This is a genomic window from Shewanella sp. ZOR0012 (assembly GCF_000798835.1).
Lineage (GTDB): Bacteria > Pseudomonadota > Gammaproteobacteria > Enterobacterales > Shewanellaceae > Shewanella > Shewanella xiamenensis.
Genome location: NZ_JTLE01000094.1, coordinates 815194 through 831201 on the forward strand (window position 1 = coordinate 815194; position 16008 = coordinate 831201).

Annotated in this window: 12 protein-coding genes, 1 tRNA gene and 2 pseudogenes; 8 read left to right on the forward strand and 7 right to left on the reverse strand. The window is 36.9% G+C overall.

The features are described 5' to 3' along the window. Positions 1-407 (reverse strand): annotated as a pseudogene (locus L976_RS05445) (transposase); the annotation flags it as partial. Between the two features lie 647 nt (positions 408-1054). Beyond that, entirely contained in the window at positions 1055-1903 is an 849-nt protein-coding gene (locus L976_RS05450; RefSeq protein WP_047534980.1) for a helix-turn-helix domain-containing protein, read from the reverse strand. A gap of 485 nt (positions 1904-2388) precedes the next feature. On the opposite strand from L976_RS05450, the gene L976_RS22250 reads away from it, so the two are divergent. From L976_RS22250 to L976_RS05475, 6 genes are all read left to right on the forward strand, one after another. After that, entirely contained in the window at positions 2389-2841 is a 453-nt protein-coding gene (locus tag L976_RS22250) for a cytochrome c3 family protein (RefSeq protein ID WP_052183966.1), read from the forward strand. Positions 2842-2860: 19 nt separating this feature from the next. Next, positions 2861-4501, forward strand: a complete 1641-nt coding sequence (locus L976_RS05460; protein WP_047534983.1) for an FAD-dependent oxidoreductase — start codon at positions 2861-2863, stop codon at positions 4499-4501. 33 nt (positions 4502-4534) lie between these two features. Continuing rightward, positions 4535-5203: an OprD family outer membrane porin gene (locus L976_RS23725; RefSeq protein WP_252977728.1), complete on the forward strand. Its 669-nt coding sequence runs from the start codon at positions 4535-4537 to the stop codon at positions 5201-5203. Then, positions 5190-5801: an OprD family outer membrane porin gene (locus tag L976_RS23730; protein WP_269430381.1), complete on the forward strand. Its 612-nt coding sequence runs from the start codon at positions 5190-5192 to the stop codon at positions 5799-5801. The genes L976_RS23725 and L976_RS23730 overlap by 14 nt, the downstream gene beginning before the upstream one ends. Positions 5802-6040: 239 nt before the next feature. Beyond that, positions 6041-6271: a hypothetical protein gene (locus L976_RS05470; RefSeq protein WP_047534985.1), complete on the forward strand. Its 231-nt coding sequence runs from the start codon at positions 6041-6043 to the stop codon at positions 6269-6271. A gap of 356 nt (positions 6272-6627) precedes the next feature. Beyond that, positions 6628-6704 (forward strand) — tRNA-Val (locus L976_RS05475). Positions 6705-7037: 333 nt separating this feature from the next. Here L976_RS05475 and L976_RS05485 read toward each other — a convergent pair. The 5 genes and pseudogenes from L976_RS05485 to L976_RS05505 form a co-directional block, all read right to left on the reverse strand. Further along, a pseudogene (locus tag L976_RS05485) lies at positions 7038-7912 on the reverse strand (IS5 family transposase). Positions 7913-8157: 245 nt separating this feature from the next. Further along, positions 8158-8727: a PepSY-associated TM helix domain-containing protein gene (locus L976_RS05490; RefSeq protein ID WP_047534990.1), complete on the reverse strand. Its 570-nt coding sequence runs from the start codon at positions 8725-8727 to the stop codon at positions 8158-8160. Then, positions 8720-9187, reverse strand: a complete 468-nt coding sequence (locus L976_RS05495) for a DUF4920 domain-containing protein (protein ID WP_047534992.1) — start codon at positions 9185-9187, stop codon at positions 8720-8722. Before L976_RS05495 ends, L976_RS05490 begins: the two co-directional genes overlap by 8 nt. 54 nt (positions 9188-9241) lie before the next feature. After that, positions 9242-11740 carry a TonB-dependent receptor plug domain-containing protein gene (locus L976_RS05500; protein WP_047534993.1) on the reverse strand — a complete coding sequence of 833 codons (2499 nt, stop codon included), beginning with the start codon at positions 11738-11740 and terminating at the stop codon, positions 9242-9244. Between the two features lie 73 nt (positions 11741-11813). Continuing rightward, the gene (locus L976_RS05505; protein WP_081990898.1) at positions 11814-14702 is read right to left on the reverse strand and encodes a M16 family metallopeptidase; all 2889 of its coding nucleotides are present in this window, start codon (positions 14700-14702) and stop codon (positions 11814-11816) included. A gap of 269 nt (positions 14703-14971) precedes the next feature. Here L976_RS05505 and L976_RS05510 point away from each other — a divergent pair, with 269 nt between their 5' ends. Next, positions 14972-15589 carry a MotA/TolQ/ExbB proton channel family protein gene (locus L976_RS05510; protein WP_047534996.1) on the forward strand — a complete coding sequence of 206 codons (618 nt, stop codon included), beginning with the start codon at positions 14972-14974 and terminating at the stop codon, positions 15587-15589. Next, complete coding sequence (locus L976_RS05515) at positions 15582-16004, forward strand: ExbD/TolR family protein (protein ID WP_047534999.1); 423 nt, start codon at positions 15582-15584, stop codon at positions 16002-16004. Before L976_RS05510 ends, L976_RS05515 begins: the two co-directional genes overlap by 8 nt. Positions 16005-16008: the final 4 nt, after the last annotated feature.

The following is a 16008-nucleotide window of genomic DNA, read 5'->3' on the forward strand; positions in this document are numbered from 1 at the left end:
CATTCACTTTCCACTCACCTTCGCCGTAAACCTTCAAGCCTATCGAGTCGATAGCTAAGTTCTTAATGGGCCACGAGTCTTGGTTTTAAAAGCAATATTGACCGTTTTTGCGCGTTTGCTGATGCAAGTGTAATGTGGGCACATTAGTGGAATGCCACCCAATTTAAACACCGAGTAAATGAAGCCTTGCAGCGCTCGCAAGGCATAGACACAACACGTTTAACCATCAGCGCAGTGGTAATGACTAAGTCACTAAACACACGAGGACGAGCTTTCATGGGCTGCTCAGCCTTGGCTTTCCACTTAGCAATTGAATCCTCATCAATCCAGAAGGTAAATGAACCGCGGTTGATTAAGGCTTGGTTGTATTGCTTCCAGTTGGTTGTTTTATAGCGAGATTTTGACACGGTTGATGGGTAAGTTGATAGGCAATGCCGAACAGATCAGCGGCTACGGTTTTAGTTCTACCAATTTAGGAAACAAAGCCGCCCCCCACCTAGTTGACACACGACAGGGGCTTAAAATTCAAATCTGCTTGAAATTTCATAGGAATTATCCTAAAAGTATAAAATTTTTGTTTTAACCAATGTTTGAGAGTGAAAGCTCATAAAGATTGAATGATGTTGAATGATGTGAAGAATTTTATTTCTTGGTAATCAAAAATTATTTTTTAAACTAATCAGTGCACCTTACAGTTTATAGCCATTTATAAAATGCTTTAATGCTTTAATGCTTTAATGCTTTAATGCTTTAATGCTTTAATGCTTTAATGCTTTACAAACAGCATATCCACGGACAGAGATGTTGTTTATAGAGTAATACTTAAATTATCATACTCACAGCTCTCCTATTCAGTCATGATACATCTCCATACTTAAAAGTAATAAATATTCTCTTATTTTAAAATAAAGTTTCAACAAATTCGGATATTAATCTAGCTAAACTAGATGCAACCTAAAATATTGATATATTTTTGTGTTTACAACATAATTTACCAAGTCCAATATTGGATCATATAATTAAGATATAGACTAACTAGATAATATTTATTACGTTATTGTATAGGTATCCAGTATTCATAATATACTTTACCTATCGGAAATTTACGAGAAAGATGCATTTCATTATCTACAAACAATTGATTACCAAACATATCACCATCAACAATATAACAATTTTTCTCGAGATAGTTTTTAATTAATTTAATGGAGTTTAGTTTACTTTCTTTTGTAAGATTGAATGATTGTATAGTATAAATACACTTCCTTGACGACATTTTAATCATAGAATTACATGAGCTAAAAGTTTCATTTTCAATATTAATTTTTGGTAAGCTTGAAAAATCAATACTATAACCATGATATCTAGACCAGGAGCTTTCAATGCTTTCTTTAAGTAGATCATTTTTTTTTACTAAAATTGAAATATTTAAAAATGGCATCATCTTTAATAATTTTGATGTTTTTTCGATAACGTCTACCTCTTCTAAAAGCTCATCATTATGTTGATTCATAAAAAATAGAATTTCGGGACTGTTAACTATAGAAAAATTATTTTCCTCAAAAATTATTTTTTCGATTTTTTGACGGTAATTATAAATTCTTTCAGATATAGCAGATAATCTTTCTGCTTCTTTTTTTAACTCTAATTCTTTTTTTATTAGAATTTCAGAAATGTTGTTTATATTCCCATCAGATAAAATATCAATACTTTCTTTTATCGAAAACCCAGCATTCCTAAGAAACCTACACTTTGATAAAATTTTAATATGTTGAACACCATAATAACGATAATTGTTTTCTGACTCCCTGGCAACATGAATAATATTTTCTTTCTCATAAAACCTTACAGCTTCAGTTGTAAAGTTAAATAATTTTGCTACGTCATTAATTTTCAATTTCATGGTTAATAACATCCTAAGGTTAATTTTACAGGTTAAATTTACAACCTAACGATTTATTGAATACAGCGCTATCATTTAAGTATTGAGATTAATTATAAAGCATTCGCTATCAATAATTATACGCTGAAACAATGACTTTAAATAAAAAACGTGAACTGAGTCACCAACTTTTGTAATCATACGATAATTATTCTATTCTTTTAACAATATTTGTTTGTAAACAAAATACTTTAAGAATGTGATCTACTGCGTGCAACCGTCTAGGTTGAGGCATTAACATGATTTTATTAATAAATATGATTTTTATCACATAAATACTTTTTAAGTTATTTCTTTATTGACCTTAAAGCTGCTTTAACCTTTAACCTTCCAATGTTAATTAAAAGTTGCCATTAGATTCTAATTACAATTTATTGGCACTTATTTATTTAATTATGCAAAAAGTCATAAAAGTCTCTACTTAATAAATAAGGAAGGAAATGTGAATGTTAATTAAAGAAAATGTCACTTTATCTTTAGTGACTGCCATTTTATTTTTAAGTTTTAATGTTGCTATGGCTGCAGAGAAAGAAGTTAAGGACTTGAAATATTTTTCAAACTCAATGAAGTCTGGTGAGCTTCTTGGAAAATCTCATGGTGATGCAGGTCTTACTTGTAAAGATTGCCATGTTAACGGTACTCCGAAAATAGCAAACGGTACGGAAAAGATTAATATAGGTGATAAGTTATGTCTTAATTGTCACGATCCAGAGAGTGTAAATAGTAAAGTTATTTTTAAATTTCAAGGACACGATGTACTTCCGCATTCAGAACATGTTGGCGATATACAGTGCACTGATTGTCATAGTATGCACCAAGAATCAATTTTGATGTGCGCAGAATGTCATGTTCAACCATGGATGAAAAACCTTCCTGCACGCTGGAAACAAATAAAATAATTTATATTGAGAGGAAACTATGAGCGCGAAATATAATAAATTAATCGATGCTACACGTAGAGATTTCATGAAGAAAAGTGCTTTCTCTGCATTTGGCATCGCATCTACAAGTTTACTTCCTAGTATTACATCTCAAGCAGAAGCAAAGCCCTATCCGGAATCTGATTGCTCCTTAGGAATTGAAACACCTCCTGCACCAATTTCTGCATCTCAGATAAGTGAAATTGTAACAACAGATGTTGTTGTCGTTGGTGCCGGTATATCAGGTGTAACCGCTAGTTTATCTGCATTTGAAGCGGGAGCAAAAACGATAGTCCTCCAAAAGGGACCTGTTGTAATGTGCCATGGTACCGTTATGGGGGCTATTGATACTAAATTACAACTCGAAAAGGGCGTAAAAATAAATAAAATGGATGCTATTAATGAGTTTATATTTCAAAGCTTAAATACACCTAATTTTAGATTAGTAAAAAAATGGGCTGATCATAGTGGTGAAGCATTTGATTGGGTTAATGACATTACTACTAAAGAAGGTCTACCTGCTAAATTTCTAGACAAAGCAGGTACAGCATCGGGAGAAAGTGGCAAAAAATATTGGTTCAATTCATTTTCAACAGCTCACACTTGGAAAGGTGGGTTAATGAAAGCAATGAATGTTGTCGCTAAAGTTGCTATTGCAAAAGGTGTTGATTTCCGTTTTCACTCTCCAGCTGTTCAACTTATTCGAGATAAAAATGGCCGTATAACTGGTGTTATCAGCAAGTCTGAACTTACTGGTAAATATACCCAATTTAATGCCCAAAAAGGCGTGATCTTATGTACGGGAGATTACGGCGGAAATTTAGATATGGTATCAAAATATTGTCCTTCCGCAGTGGGTTTTAGTAGCTATTACACTCCTGCATTTAATACGGGTGATGGTCATCTAATGGGTATGTGGGTTGGTGCCGATTTAGAAGATGCTCCTCACACAAAAATGGCGCATGTTCATTCAAGTCTTGATATAGGTAAAGGTGATGCCCCTGGACGCGGTCAACCTTGGTTATCAGTTCGCAATGATGGTTTGCGATTTACTAATGAAGATATTCCATTCTATTTGATGGGTAATCAAACAACTAAAGGGGCTAAGGCGGATGGCTACTATTACAATATTTTAGATGCTGACTGGGAATCGAACCTTAAACAATTCCCTCCAAGGGTGACAAGCCCAATCAATCCTGAACTGTTTGCTCAGGCGCTCAAATTAGGGACCATTATTAAAGCTGACACAATTGAAGAGTTAGCACGTCTTTCTGGTATTGATTCAAGTAATTTAATCCTGACTGTTAAAAGATATAACGAATTATTTGAGAAAGGCGAGGATGAAGATTTTGGCAAAATTGCAATTGATTTGTCTCCCATAAAAAAACCACCGTTCTACTGCATTCCAAGGCTTCCGTGTGTGTCAACGATTTTAGGCGGACTTAACATTAACACGGATATGCAGGTCCTTGATGAAAAAGAAGATGTTATTGAAGGGCTCTATGCTGCTGGCAACGTGTCTGGAGGGTTCTTTGGAGGCGCGAATGATTATCCATTCCCAATCATAGGTATCAGCGTTGGCCGAGCCATAACATTTGGTCGTCTTGCTGGCCAATATGTAGCAAATAGCAAAGTTTAAGACTTTACACTCAATTTATATTTGGAATAAAAAATGAAAAAGTCATACCTATCAGCAGTTATTTTAACTGTATTATCAGTACCAGCTATTGCTGACACTACGATTGACAACATGTTTTCAGAAGGTGGAATGGATGTTCAATTGCGCTTATTTGATTTTAGTCGAGACTTTGATGGCGCTAGCAAAGATAGACATGATACCTCTATTGGAGGACTGTTCCGCTATAATACAGCTTCTGTAAATGGGATTAGTTTTGGTACATCTTTTGCCTCGGCAAATAAGTTATGGATTGATGATTCCAAGGCTGTCTATAGTTTACTTGGAACGGGGGCAAATGGTGAACATGAGAATGTTAATCGGATGCAAGAATATTTTGCACAGGGTGAGTGGTGGAATACCCGGTTTAGAGTTGGTGCACAAGAATTTGATACACCATTTATGAATACCCATGATATTCGTGCGCTTCCTAGAACATTTCGTGGTTTTTCTGTGGTTAATAAAAGTATTAAAGACTTGTCATTGTCAGCTTTCTATATAACGGATTCGATGGGATGGAATGACAGTAACTTTTTAAAAATTAACGAAGCAGTAAAAGCAGATCTAGTTCGAGATCACCGTATTACAGCTAACACTGAAGTTGCTGATAATCCAGTATATATTAGGTGCAGACTACAAATTACCTACAGATGTGATTCAAACTAAACTAAGCCTGTGGGATTATAATATGGAGGATGTGTTTAACTTTGCCTACGCTAAGTTAGATTTTTCATCAGATATTGGTAAAACAAATATTTACCTTGTTCCATCCTATGCCATTCAAAAGTCTGTTGGAGAGGAAACTGGTGGAGTATTTGATACTTATCAGTATGGTATCGACTTGGGTGCCAAATTCGCTGGCATGGACCTTATGCTGAAATATGGTGAAACAGGTGATGATGCTCTTTTAGCACCTTGGGGAGATGAAAAAGTGGTTATTATGCAAGGAGTCCAAGCTGGTAGCCGAGCGAACGAAACTGCTAAAGCCATAAAGTTAAGTTATAACTTCGGTGGATTAGCTATTAAAGGTTTACAAGGTTTTGTTTATTATGGTGAATTTGATGTGCCTGATATTCCTGGTAGCAAAATTAATGAAACAGATTTCTCTTTGGGATACTCTCTTGATAAATGGCTTAAAGGATTAAGCGTTAGAGCGAGATATGCAATTGTAGATAAAGAGAATGGTGAAGATTATACAGATACTCGACTTTTTATTAAGTACAATTTTTCACTTGGTAAACCAGCTAATAAACCTCGCAGATAATACATGAAGTTCTAGCCCGAATTTTAAATAATCGTTAACTTTTTCCGATAGTATTGGATTCGGGCTAACTTTAATGTTAAGTTTTTAGTTAATTATCTTGATGTAAATTCTCATTTCCAGTATTCTGTATCTTAATTTTAAAATGGATTTTTGTTTTGGTTGTGTTGTAATATTTTTTGTTCTTTTATTATGCAGCTAGTTAATATTCACCAATAATAAAGTAAAGGAATGTCGTTAAAATGTCTAGTAAAAATTTAAAAGCACTGATTATAAGTGATGATGTTATACGTAATGGAATTGGTGTTGAAGTTTATATTGATGATAAGCTCATAGTTGAAATTTTTCGTAATGATAACGATCACACTAAGATGTTGAGTGTATTTGAGCAACCAGTTTCGCTTGAACTAATTGAAGAGTGCTTAACTTTATTTAAGGAACTGGTGCCACAAAACTTAAAGCCCTCAACATAGCCTGTACTTTAAGCATTTGAATGCTGAAGTGTCCCATCCAAGCAGTTGTCTTTCTTCGACTTCGACTGTGGACTGCGTTGGCATGTGTGGGCAATGAATTTTATTGCCTAAGCCACATCTGCTTCTAATTATGCCATCGTTTTAAGTGCCAGTGATTTCATGATTAGCTCAATCCATCCTGCTGGGGTTTTGGCCATTTTAATTAACGATAGCCGTAGCATTGCTTTCGTCGTAGCGGCACGACACTGGTACCGTTTCACCAGCAGGCTCAATAAACTCGACCAAATCAGTCCACTCGGGTGTACCACTCTCTTCACAGAGTCTAAAAAGTGACTTATTATTAAAGAGTAAACAATGCACCCGTAGCTCAGTTGGTTAGAACACTACCTTGACATGGTAGGGGGCGGTGGTTCGAGTCCACTCGGGTGTGCCATTTATTACTTTAACTCCCTGTAAAACCTCAGTTTAATATAATCATCCGTAAAAATGCTTAATTGTTGTTTGTGCCTAAGATTAAATCTTCGAGCCTGTTCTAGGTTTTCCCAAAAACATTCAAACATACCCCACACTTCGGCTCTGTCTGATTTTGCCTCTATTGTTTGGTCCACATTTACCGCTGTTCCCCACAATTTGCCGTTTTCTAAATTTGTGCCTATTTCGAGCCAAACATGCTGGCACAAGATACGTTCGACGATTTTTTGTTGACCTCCACGGCTTTGTTTCTTAAATCGAGTCAGCTAACAAAACTCTCATCATTGTTCAAATATCAAGCTATATAGTGGTTTTCAGGCATACCTAGCCCAGTAAGTTTGTTCAAAGCCCTAATCATCGCGTAAGCTTCTCCCACCTGAGCGTTATAATTCCGCATGCTCAACGTGCCTCCTAGCAGTTGTTTTATCCTGTACATCGCGGTTTCTGAGATTGAGCGGCGATGATAACCATACCGTTTTTCCACTGCTTATTTGAGCCATGAAGTTGTTGCCAACTGACGGCTAAGTTACGTGGATGTCCATGTTGCCATAGCGCAGCACCTTCCCGAGGAGGGATGAGTACTTAAGCGCGTTTTATACGATCGGCATAATGACAAGCTATTGTGTCACAGGCACAATCACCTAAAATATTGCGGATTTTCGATGGTTTTGCTTAAGTAAATTAGGCATCACTTCAGCATCTGTGACACCTGATAAACTGAGTTCTGCGGCAATATGCAGTTTACGCCACACTCGGCGCTTCCCATCTATGCCATGTTTCTTCACTTTCAACTCACCTTCGCAATAGACCTTCAAGCCTATCGAGTCGATAGCTAATATGAGTCTTGGTTTTAAAAGCAATATTGACCGTTTTCGTGCGTTTACTGATGCAGGTGTAATGCGGGCAAGATAATGATGTCACCCAGTTTAAATACCGAATTGATGAAGCCCCGTAAGGCTCTTAGTGGCATAGAGAATACACGCTTAACATCAATACTGTGGTAATGGCTAAGTCGCTAAACACACGAGGACGACCTTTCATGGGCTGCTCAACCTTGGCTTTCCACTTAGCAATTGAATCCTCATCAATCCAGAAGGTAAGTGAACCGCGGTTGATTAAGGCTTGGTTGTATTGCTTCCAGTTGGTTGTTTTATAGCGAGGCTTTGACACGGTTAAGGGGTAAGTTGATAGGCAATGCCGATCAGATCAGCGGCTACGGTTTTAGTTCAACCAATTTAGGAAACAAAGCCGCTAAAACACTCGAAAATTGCACTTTAACTATTATTAAAGTGCAAATCACTTCTATGACCAATTTTTAGACAATTACAAACCAAACATTTATGAGTCCACTCAAAATACAGAACATAAAATAATCAGTCTGCTGAGATTAAGAGGTCAATTAAAGATACCTATTTTTATAATATAAAAATAAATAAACATGGCAGCAATAAACCTAACAGCAACCATATAGATTTACTTCGCCATGGACTATTCTTACCCTTAACCATAAACAATGACGACAAAGCTAAAAATAATAGCATCGCTGCGTAGATATCTGAGAATATCACCCAATACTTATTCCCTTGATTTAAATGCAACTTATTGAATGCTTGCAGTACATATCGAGGTGAAATTTGCTCTACAGTTAATTCGTTACTAGCTATATCTAAAGTAAGGTTTGAACCATCTTTAAGAAAAAGTCGATATTGTTGCGACGAGCTCCAATATCCACTTTTAAAAGGTTGTTCTAGCTTAGCTTGCTCAACTAGTTTGGTATTAAGTTCTATGTCATTAAAAGTTGACCATTGAAAGTCCGGAACCTTGATTACATTGCGTTCGATACTGTAATTTGAATTCCATTCATGTATATGGTTAACAGCAATGCCAGAGACCGCAAATACAATAGTTAAACCGACACAAAAATAACCAATGTCACGATGTAAAGCTCGGTTCAACTTAAACCAATTGAAACCTGAGCTATTCAAGGATCTTCACTCCTGCTGGTGTCAATTCGTAAAAATTAATTGGTTCAGTCACAGATGCAGGATCAAATGATTTCCCTTCAACTTTTGCCTGCTCAGCAAGCCAGCCTCGGGTCTCTTCTAGCGTCAATGGAACTGCCTTTAAAGACCCAGTAACAATAGCATTGCTACCTCGAGCGCTAATAGGGAAAACCATTTCACCATCGGGAACCTTAATATAAAGCTCTTGGAATTTTTGATCGGAGGCAACGGTCATCCAGCACCCGCGCTTTTCACAAACATATGTGACCATTCCTCTGATCGTTACTTGCTTACCAAGATATGATTCCGGCTTTGCTAAGATAGTTGAAACTTTGGACACATTTTTTTCATCAATTGCTGATCCAAAGGTCATTGGTTTAGCTTGCACAGTATTTGACAAGATAATGGTTAGTAATGTGCCGATAAATAGTTTTTTTAGCATTTTTTATCTCTTTCATTGTTATTAGTCATGTACAAATATTAATATTTCTTGTTCTTAATAATCATATTTTAGATAAACCCAATAACTGCGCCCCTCTTGATAAGGTGCTGTTGAAGAAGAATTAGTATGAGGTAAGTCATTGAGTAAATTAATAAATTTCACGTCAACTCTTGCCCAATTACCCGCAATCTGCATTAAACGTATACTGGTATTAAAATCTATCGAAGTGAAAGCTTTACGATCTGCACGTTCATAAATATCATAGGTATTCGCATCTATGGTGATATTTTCTCCAGTATCGGATATTGACGTGTATTTACCTCGATAATTAAGTTTAATTGAAGTACTAAGACGCTCATCGATCCAATCTGTTGACCAAGAAATAAATCCCTTAATTGGTGCTGCATAATTTTGTGCACCCTCAATATCATTTAACTCAGTCTCAGTGATGATCTGTCCTTGATAGTATAGATAACTCGTACTTTCTTTACTTGGATCTACAATACTGTCATAGCTTGTTGCATTGCCGAGCGTTTTTGTTTCTGACCAATTAATATTAGCATTGAAATAGTGATCTTGATAACGACCACTCCACTCAAGTGCTATACCACGATAATTAGTTTCTCCTTTATTACTAAGAACATAGTAACTGCTCACTTTAGGTGCTCCATCAATAGGTTCTGGAGCCGTAATTTTTTCTCGGGTAAATATATCACGATTCCAACGATAGACGGCTTTTAGACGAACGCTACCATCTAATGGTGTAGGTAATGTAATCGCGCTGGTTAATTCATCGCTGTGAGGAGTGTTTAAATTAGATTCACCATAATCAGTACTTCGAGTACGGCTATTTTCATACCAGTCACCAACTGTACCGTTAGCATCAATTTTCCGATATTGCATAATATCATCAGGCATTTGAGAGCGAATAGCGTAAGCAAGCATATTATTACTGTAATAACGATTAGCTCCAAAGGTTAAAAACATCTGATCATAAAACTCCCAATTAGCAGTAAAACGTGGCGAAATATTATGATTTTTCAAAAAGTCTTCATAATCATACCGTAATCCACCACGTAAATTGACACTACCAAACTGACGTTGATACTCGGTCCAAACAGCCAAGGTGTTAAGATCAACTTCAGCATCATAAGCTTCATAAACAGAGCGGCGATTCAAAATTGCCACACCCTCTTTACATGCATCATCCCCTTCGCTGCATATAAATTTGTTAGCTCCACCAGGGACACTTTTTAAATAATTATAGCTGTAGCCATCTTCATCACGTACTTTGCTTGCCTCAATACGAGTCAGATCTGAACCAAAATTAAAATCCCCATTCCACAGTGGGAGATGACCTGTAAAACTAGCAGTATAATCTTCTTGCTTTTGGTCTAAATTGCCATAACTCCCATCTGTACAAGTGGTTCTGGAGCACCAATCCGCATAGCTACTCGGCCAAACGTAATTATATGCTCCCGCTTTTCGACTTGTATCTGATAGTGTATAAGCAAACTTAGTTTCCCAATCAAATATTCCATTTATACCATTTAATTTAAAATAACTCGATAAACCTGTTGATTCACTATCAACATGAGAGTTAGTCGCATTAGTTCGGTCATAACCACTGGTATAAGGGCTATAGACAATTTGTGCTTCTGCGTCTAAATTTTCAGAAAACTGATAGGTGCTTTTTAGTAAGAAGTTCTCAGAGAGATCGCTATTAGTGAATTGTCTACCGCCATAGGCTTCATCCATATCATAGTCTACTTCAGATTCAGAACGACTATAGCTGAACAATGTTTTTAATTTTTCTGATATTGGTATATCCACTGCGACAGAAGTGTTGTATTTAACAAATTCAGGCGGTGGATTATTTTTTGTATCATCCTCAAATTCATCAGCATGAATATAATTTTTCATGCTGTCATTTTGCAACCCAGCAGAAAAACTTACTGCAAACTCATCTTTAGGCTTGCGCAGCTTCATATTCACTGCTCCGCCCACAAAATTGCCATATTTTGCAGAAACGTTTGAATCAAAAACTTCGATACTATCCAATAGTGATGGATCAACATATAACGTTTGTGCTGTTTGACCAGCTACATTATAAACACTGTCAGGATTTGTATTAACCACATCCATCACAGAATTTGACCCAATTCCATCTATCATGATGTTATTATCATAATAATTACCTCCTGCAATGGAGAAATTGGATGGACGAATAGATTGTTCATTAGCTTGATTAACCTGATGACTTCCTACATCCATCTGCACAAAAGGTAAAACTTTCAACAATTCTGATGTATCAATTCCTCCAGCAGAAACCTTATTTATGCCCTTAGCATTTATTACACTAAGACCAGAATTATCAGGATCAAATGTTTCATATGCTACTGCAGCTTTACTGTTATTATCGCTTGTAGAAGTCTCAGTTGCTGATTTATTCGCAATATCGACTTCCCCTAAATCTACAGGAGTTTCTGCAGCACCAGCTACCATTGAGATAAAACTGCTGCCGATTAAACAGCTTTTTGATAATAATTTCATCAGATTGGATCCTACTTACCCACATATTGATAATTGAATTAGAAATCGAACAATTATATTATTTTTACCTACTTTAATTATTAGCCGTTTCTTTTTTATGTTCAGTAATTACAGTAACACTGTGCTGTATTGGAAAAATTTGTGCCGCCAATGTTGCTAACCCCTGATTAGTAACAAGTGATGGTAAGCTATAAATATTTTCAAGATATCGACCATCACCGTAACGATGATCACTTAATTCAAGTCTCTTCAGCCAAGTGGAATCAATTGATAATCGTTGCTTCTCTGCATAACGAATATTCGCAATAAGTGGTCCTAAATCTTGCTGTTTTAGCCATTGGGGCATTGTTTCGAGCACGTTTTTCGCAGCATTAAGCAATTCTTCGCGACGTTCAGGAGCACAAGAAAATGACAATACTATTTCTGCGCGATCTGATTGTGGATTAAAGGTCAGATCAAAGCTAACACTATAGACACCTGCCAATTGCTGACGTAAGCGTTGTTTTAATGCAATATGAGTGAGTTCCGATAAGCTTGATGTCAAAAATGCACGCTCGGGAGACCACTCTAGTTGACTATAACCTTCAAGCTTTACTTGTGTTTTAGGAGTACCTTGTAGTGTACTCTCTCTTTTATGATGTCCTGTTTTTTGCAATAATGGAGCAGAGATCAACGTCTTATTACGTGTAATTGTAGAAACCTTTTGTTGCCAAAGTTCTTCAACGTCACTAGGTAATACTCCAACAACATAAAATGTTACAGGTTGAGATAATACTTCTTTAGCTATAGTTTCTAACATTTCTACATTAACTTCTGCCAGCATTGATTCATCGAGAGTTTGTAATTTCGTTAAGTATTTTTCCTCTATCATCAAGCTATTTACATCGATAACATTTTTATTTTGTCTTGCAATATGGTTCCGTAAATCTGCTTTTACAGTGTTAAGTCCATCCGCTGAAATTTGTCCTTCATGCAACTGTAAGCTATATGCATCGAATAATTGTGCTAATTGTGCCGGTGCAATAACTGCAGCTTGGCTTAACTGCTGCGACTTATAGACCCAATTCCACTGGGGCATCAGTTTCCACTGCTCCTCTGACCAACCTCTAGGTGGCGTCTGTTGCCATAACTGCACTGCAATTTGGCTTAATTGTGGTGATTGAGTTTGGTTATCAAAGCCTACATCAGTTACTGCGTTCACATAAACTTTTCCATCGCTTGTAGGGCGCTCTAGCCATATGATTCTATCGCCATTAGTTAGCCACCATTGGCTTATCGCTGGTGCATCACCGATAGGCGGAGTTCGCTTAAAGCGTTGAATATCCCCTTCAGGGTAAAGCGTGATTGGTGGTAATGTAATAACTTCTGTTGTATCAATGGGTTTAACATCATTGACCAGATACGGAACCGTCGGCGTCAGTAGTTGTCTAGCCTCATTTTGTATCTGTTGTACAGTAGATGCCAAAGGTAATGAAACTTTTACGTTTCCAGGAAGTTGGTAGTACAAGAATTGGTCTGGCGCACTCAGCAACTGTTTAAGCCGATGGTTGACTGTATCTAGCGTTATTTGCTCAAGAAGGCTTAATTGATGTGCTGCTTTTTCTTGGCTATTAGGTAGTACTTTTCCTGCCATAACAGCATTTGTGATCTTGTCTTCCCAAGCTTGGTAATCGCGATTGATTTCACCCTTCATTTTTTGGCGCTGAAGAACTTTTCGAGCATCGTCTTTAAGCTCATTGAACTCTGTGGCATCAATACCAAACTGCTTAAGACGTTCAACTTCAGTTAATAATAGTTTTAGTCCCGCATCATGGTTGCCGGTTCGCATAATCATCGCTGCAACAACGCGATGATTTGAAGGTTCCTCTAAGCGTATACTAATTGCTTGATCATCAATCAAAGAACGATCTCTAATAACTTGGTTTCGCATCAACTTACGTAAAAAATATCGTACTAGGTCATCAAACTCGCGTTCATTAGTGGCTGCAGGCGCTAAAACACTACGAAAACCGTATACAACCGCAGAGGTTGTTCCCTGTGAATCTTGTACACTACCAATGTGAAACTGCTCAGCCAAAGGCAACTCAACATAATCACGGTTTGGTATAGGGGATGTCTTCTCTTGTCCAAAATATTGTTCAATTGCTTTTAAAGCATCTTGCTTATCAATATTTCCGGAGATGATTAAAGTCATATTAGATGGGACATAAAATCGATGATAAAACGCTTTGATTTCAGAAACTGGTGTACTGAGAATGCTATCTTGAGTGCCAATTGTGGGACGATTAACATAACGAGAGTCATGACGAAGTTGTTCTTTTTTTAAACGTTCAACTCTATTTACTGTACTTTCGCCACGTCGCCACTCTTCAAGAATCACTTTTTGTTCTTGTTTCCAGTCTTCTTCATCAAAAATAGCACCAAATGCGATATCACCCATTAATGCTACTGAACCCAACAAATCTAAACTGTCATTGACTCGAGTGCGCAACATATACTGAGTTTCAGTCTCTCTTGTCATAGCATTGATTTGTTTTCCTGTACTCCAACCTAAAGAACTAAAATAGCTATGTAATGACTCAGGATGAGCAGAAGTTTTACGGAAAACCATATGCTCAACCATATGCGCAACACCGCTATAGCCTGTCTCATCAACTGAACCGGCATTGACGATTAATCTGATATTGAATGGCTCGTTAGCGTTATCACTATCATATAAAAAGTAAGTTAAACCATTCTCCAATTGTCCATGAGTAACAGACTTGTCCCACTGCAACACATTTTTAGGTAGTGAACTGCAACTAATAATTAGTATGGATAAAATAGCGATTTTCAGCGAACGTAAAACAATGCTGAACGGAGACTTGAGTTTAAGAGGGAGGCTACAAAAAAAAATTGAGTGCATTATGGTCAATTGAAGTGGCGTTAAATTAGCACAAATGCTATTGATAACAGTTCTCATAAACAAGCGGATTTACAAATGCTTCATGTAGCTGATACATTTAACAATAAAGACTTAAAATCCTATCAATCTGAAATTTAAAGTGAAAACTAGCAAAATCTATTGCCCTCACTCTCATCTTTTAGACTTACAAATGCATAAATTTTGAACTTCCTCCCAATTTCAACACTGAAATGTAAATATGTCATACCGATGACCTTTGCCTATTGCAAATAATTACTATTTACATAAACTACTTCGCCTATTAATTACAAATCTACGGGGTTCCTATGTTTGATAATGTTTGGAGCATCGGTACAGCTATTCCTCTTCTCTTGTGCTCTATCATTACGCTTGCGTTAGTCGCTGAACGTACGCTGTCCATTGTACGACTACCAAGATTGTCAACTCAGCGTCAACAACAGGTAAAACAGCAATTACAATCTGGGGATGTGGATAATGCATTCAAAATAGTGATGAATGGTGATCCATTTTATGTAGAAACTTTGTCTTTGCTCCTCTCTCTTAAAGAGTTAAAACGGGACATCAGAGATGAGCAAGTAAGTTTCCATCTTCGTGAATTACAGAAAAAGATTAAGCAACGTCTTTCGGGACTTATTACGATTGCAACCCTTGCTCCTATGCTGGGATTACTTGGCACAATTATTGGTTTAATGCGTGCATTTCATGATATAGGCGAACATAAAGGACCTGTGGAGCCTGCTATTGTTGCTGATGGCTTATGGCAAGCACTTTCCACTACTGCTGTAGGACTTGTTATCGCTGTTATATGCATACTTGCACATGCGTTACTAGCCGCAAAAGTGAGATATGCGTTAGTTGAAAGCACAGATATCCTTAATCGATTCTCCTATGCATTAGGCCAAGCAAGGAATGAAAATGATTGATTTAAATGAGGATACAACTCTGGAGGTGCCGGCTCCAGATACAATGACACCGATGATTGATGTAATATTTTCACTCATCGCTTTTATGATGCTGATGATTAATGCGCCACTATTAAAAATGGATATGTCATTACCTCAAGCTCCAGAACAAAATCAGCGAACCTACACTAACAGTGAGTTCGTTAGTCTTGGAATACTTGCCACAGAAAATAGCTACACTCTAAATGAAAAGCCTTTAAATACCAGTGAATTAGAAGGAAGTCTTGTACAATTAAAATTGCAAGGTGAGTTAAAGTTGATGATAAAGACTGATAGTGCAACACCTGTGCAACGCATGGTCGATACGCTTGCATTGCTAAATAGGCTAAAAATCACTGACGCGCAAATCGCTCTTAGCGATAGAAGTGGTCTATAGGTCG

What these genes read in the sequence shown, in the direction of transcription:
- L976_RS05450 (WP_047534980.1), bottom strand. Translation starts at nt 1,903, where the DNA reads ATGAAATTGAAAATTAATGACGTAGCAAAATTATTTAACTTTACAACT.
- L976_RS22250 (WP_052183966.1), top strand. Translation starts at nt 2,389, where the DNA reads ATGTTAATTAAAGAAAATGTCACTTTATCTTTAGTGACTGCCATTTTA.
- L976_RS05460 (WP_047534983.1), top strand. Translation starts at nt 2,861, where the DNA reads ATGAGCGCGAAATATAATAAATTAATCGATGCTACACGTAGAGATTTC.
- L976_RS23725 (WP_252977728.1), top strand. Translation starts at nt 4,535, where the DNA reads ATGAAAAAGTCATACCTATCAGCAGTTATTTTAACTGTATTATCAGTA.
- L976_RS05470 (WP_047534985.1), top strand. Translation starts at nt 6,041, where the DNA reads ATGTCTAGTAAAAATTTAAAAGCACTGATTATAAGTGATGATGTTATA.
- L976_RS05495 (WP_047534992.1), bottom strand. Translation starts at nt 9,187, where the DNA reads ATGCTAAAAAAACTATTTATCGGCACATTACTAACCATTATCTTGTCA.
- L976_RS05500 (WP_047534993.1), bottom strand. Translation starts at nt 11,740, where the DNA reads ATGAAATTATTATCAAAAAGCTGTTTAATCGGCAGCAGTTTTATCTCA.
- L976_RS05505 (WP_081990898.1), bottom strand. Translation starts at nt 14,702, where the DNA reads ATGAGAACTGTTATCAATAGCATTTGTGCTAATTTAACGCCACTTCAA.
- L976_RS05510 (WP_047534996.1), top strand. Translation starts at nt 14,972, where the DNA reads ATGTTTGATAATGTTTGGAGCATCGGTACAGCTATTCCTCTTCTCTTG.
- L976_RS05515 (WP_047534999.1), top strand. Translation starts at nt 15,582, where the DNA reads ATGATTGATTTAAATGAGGATACAACTCTGGAGGTGCCGGCTCCAGAT.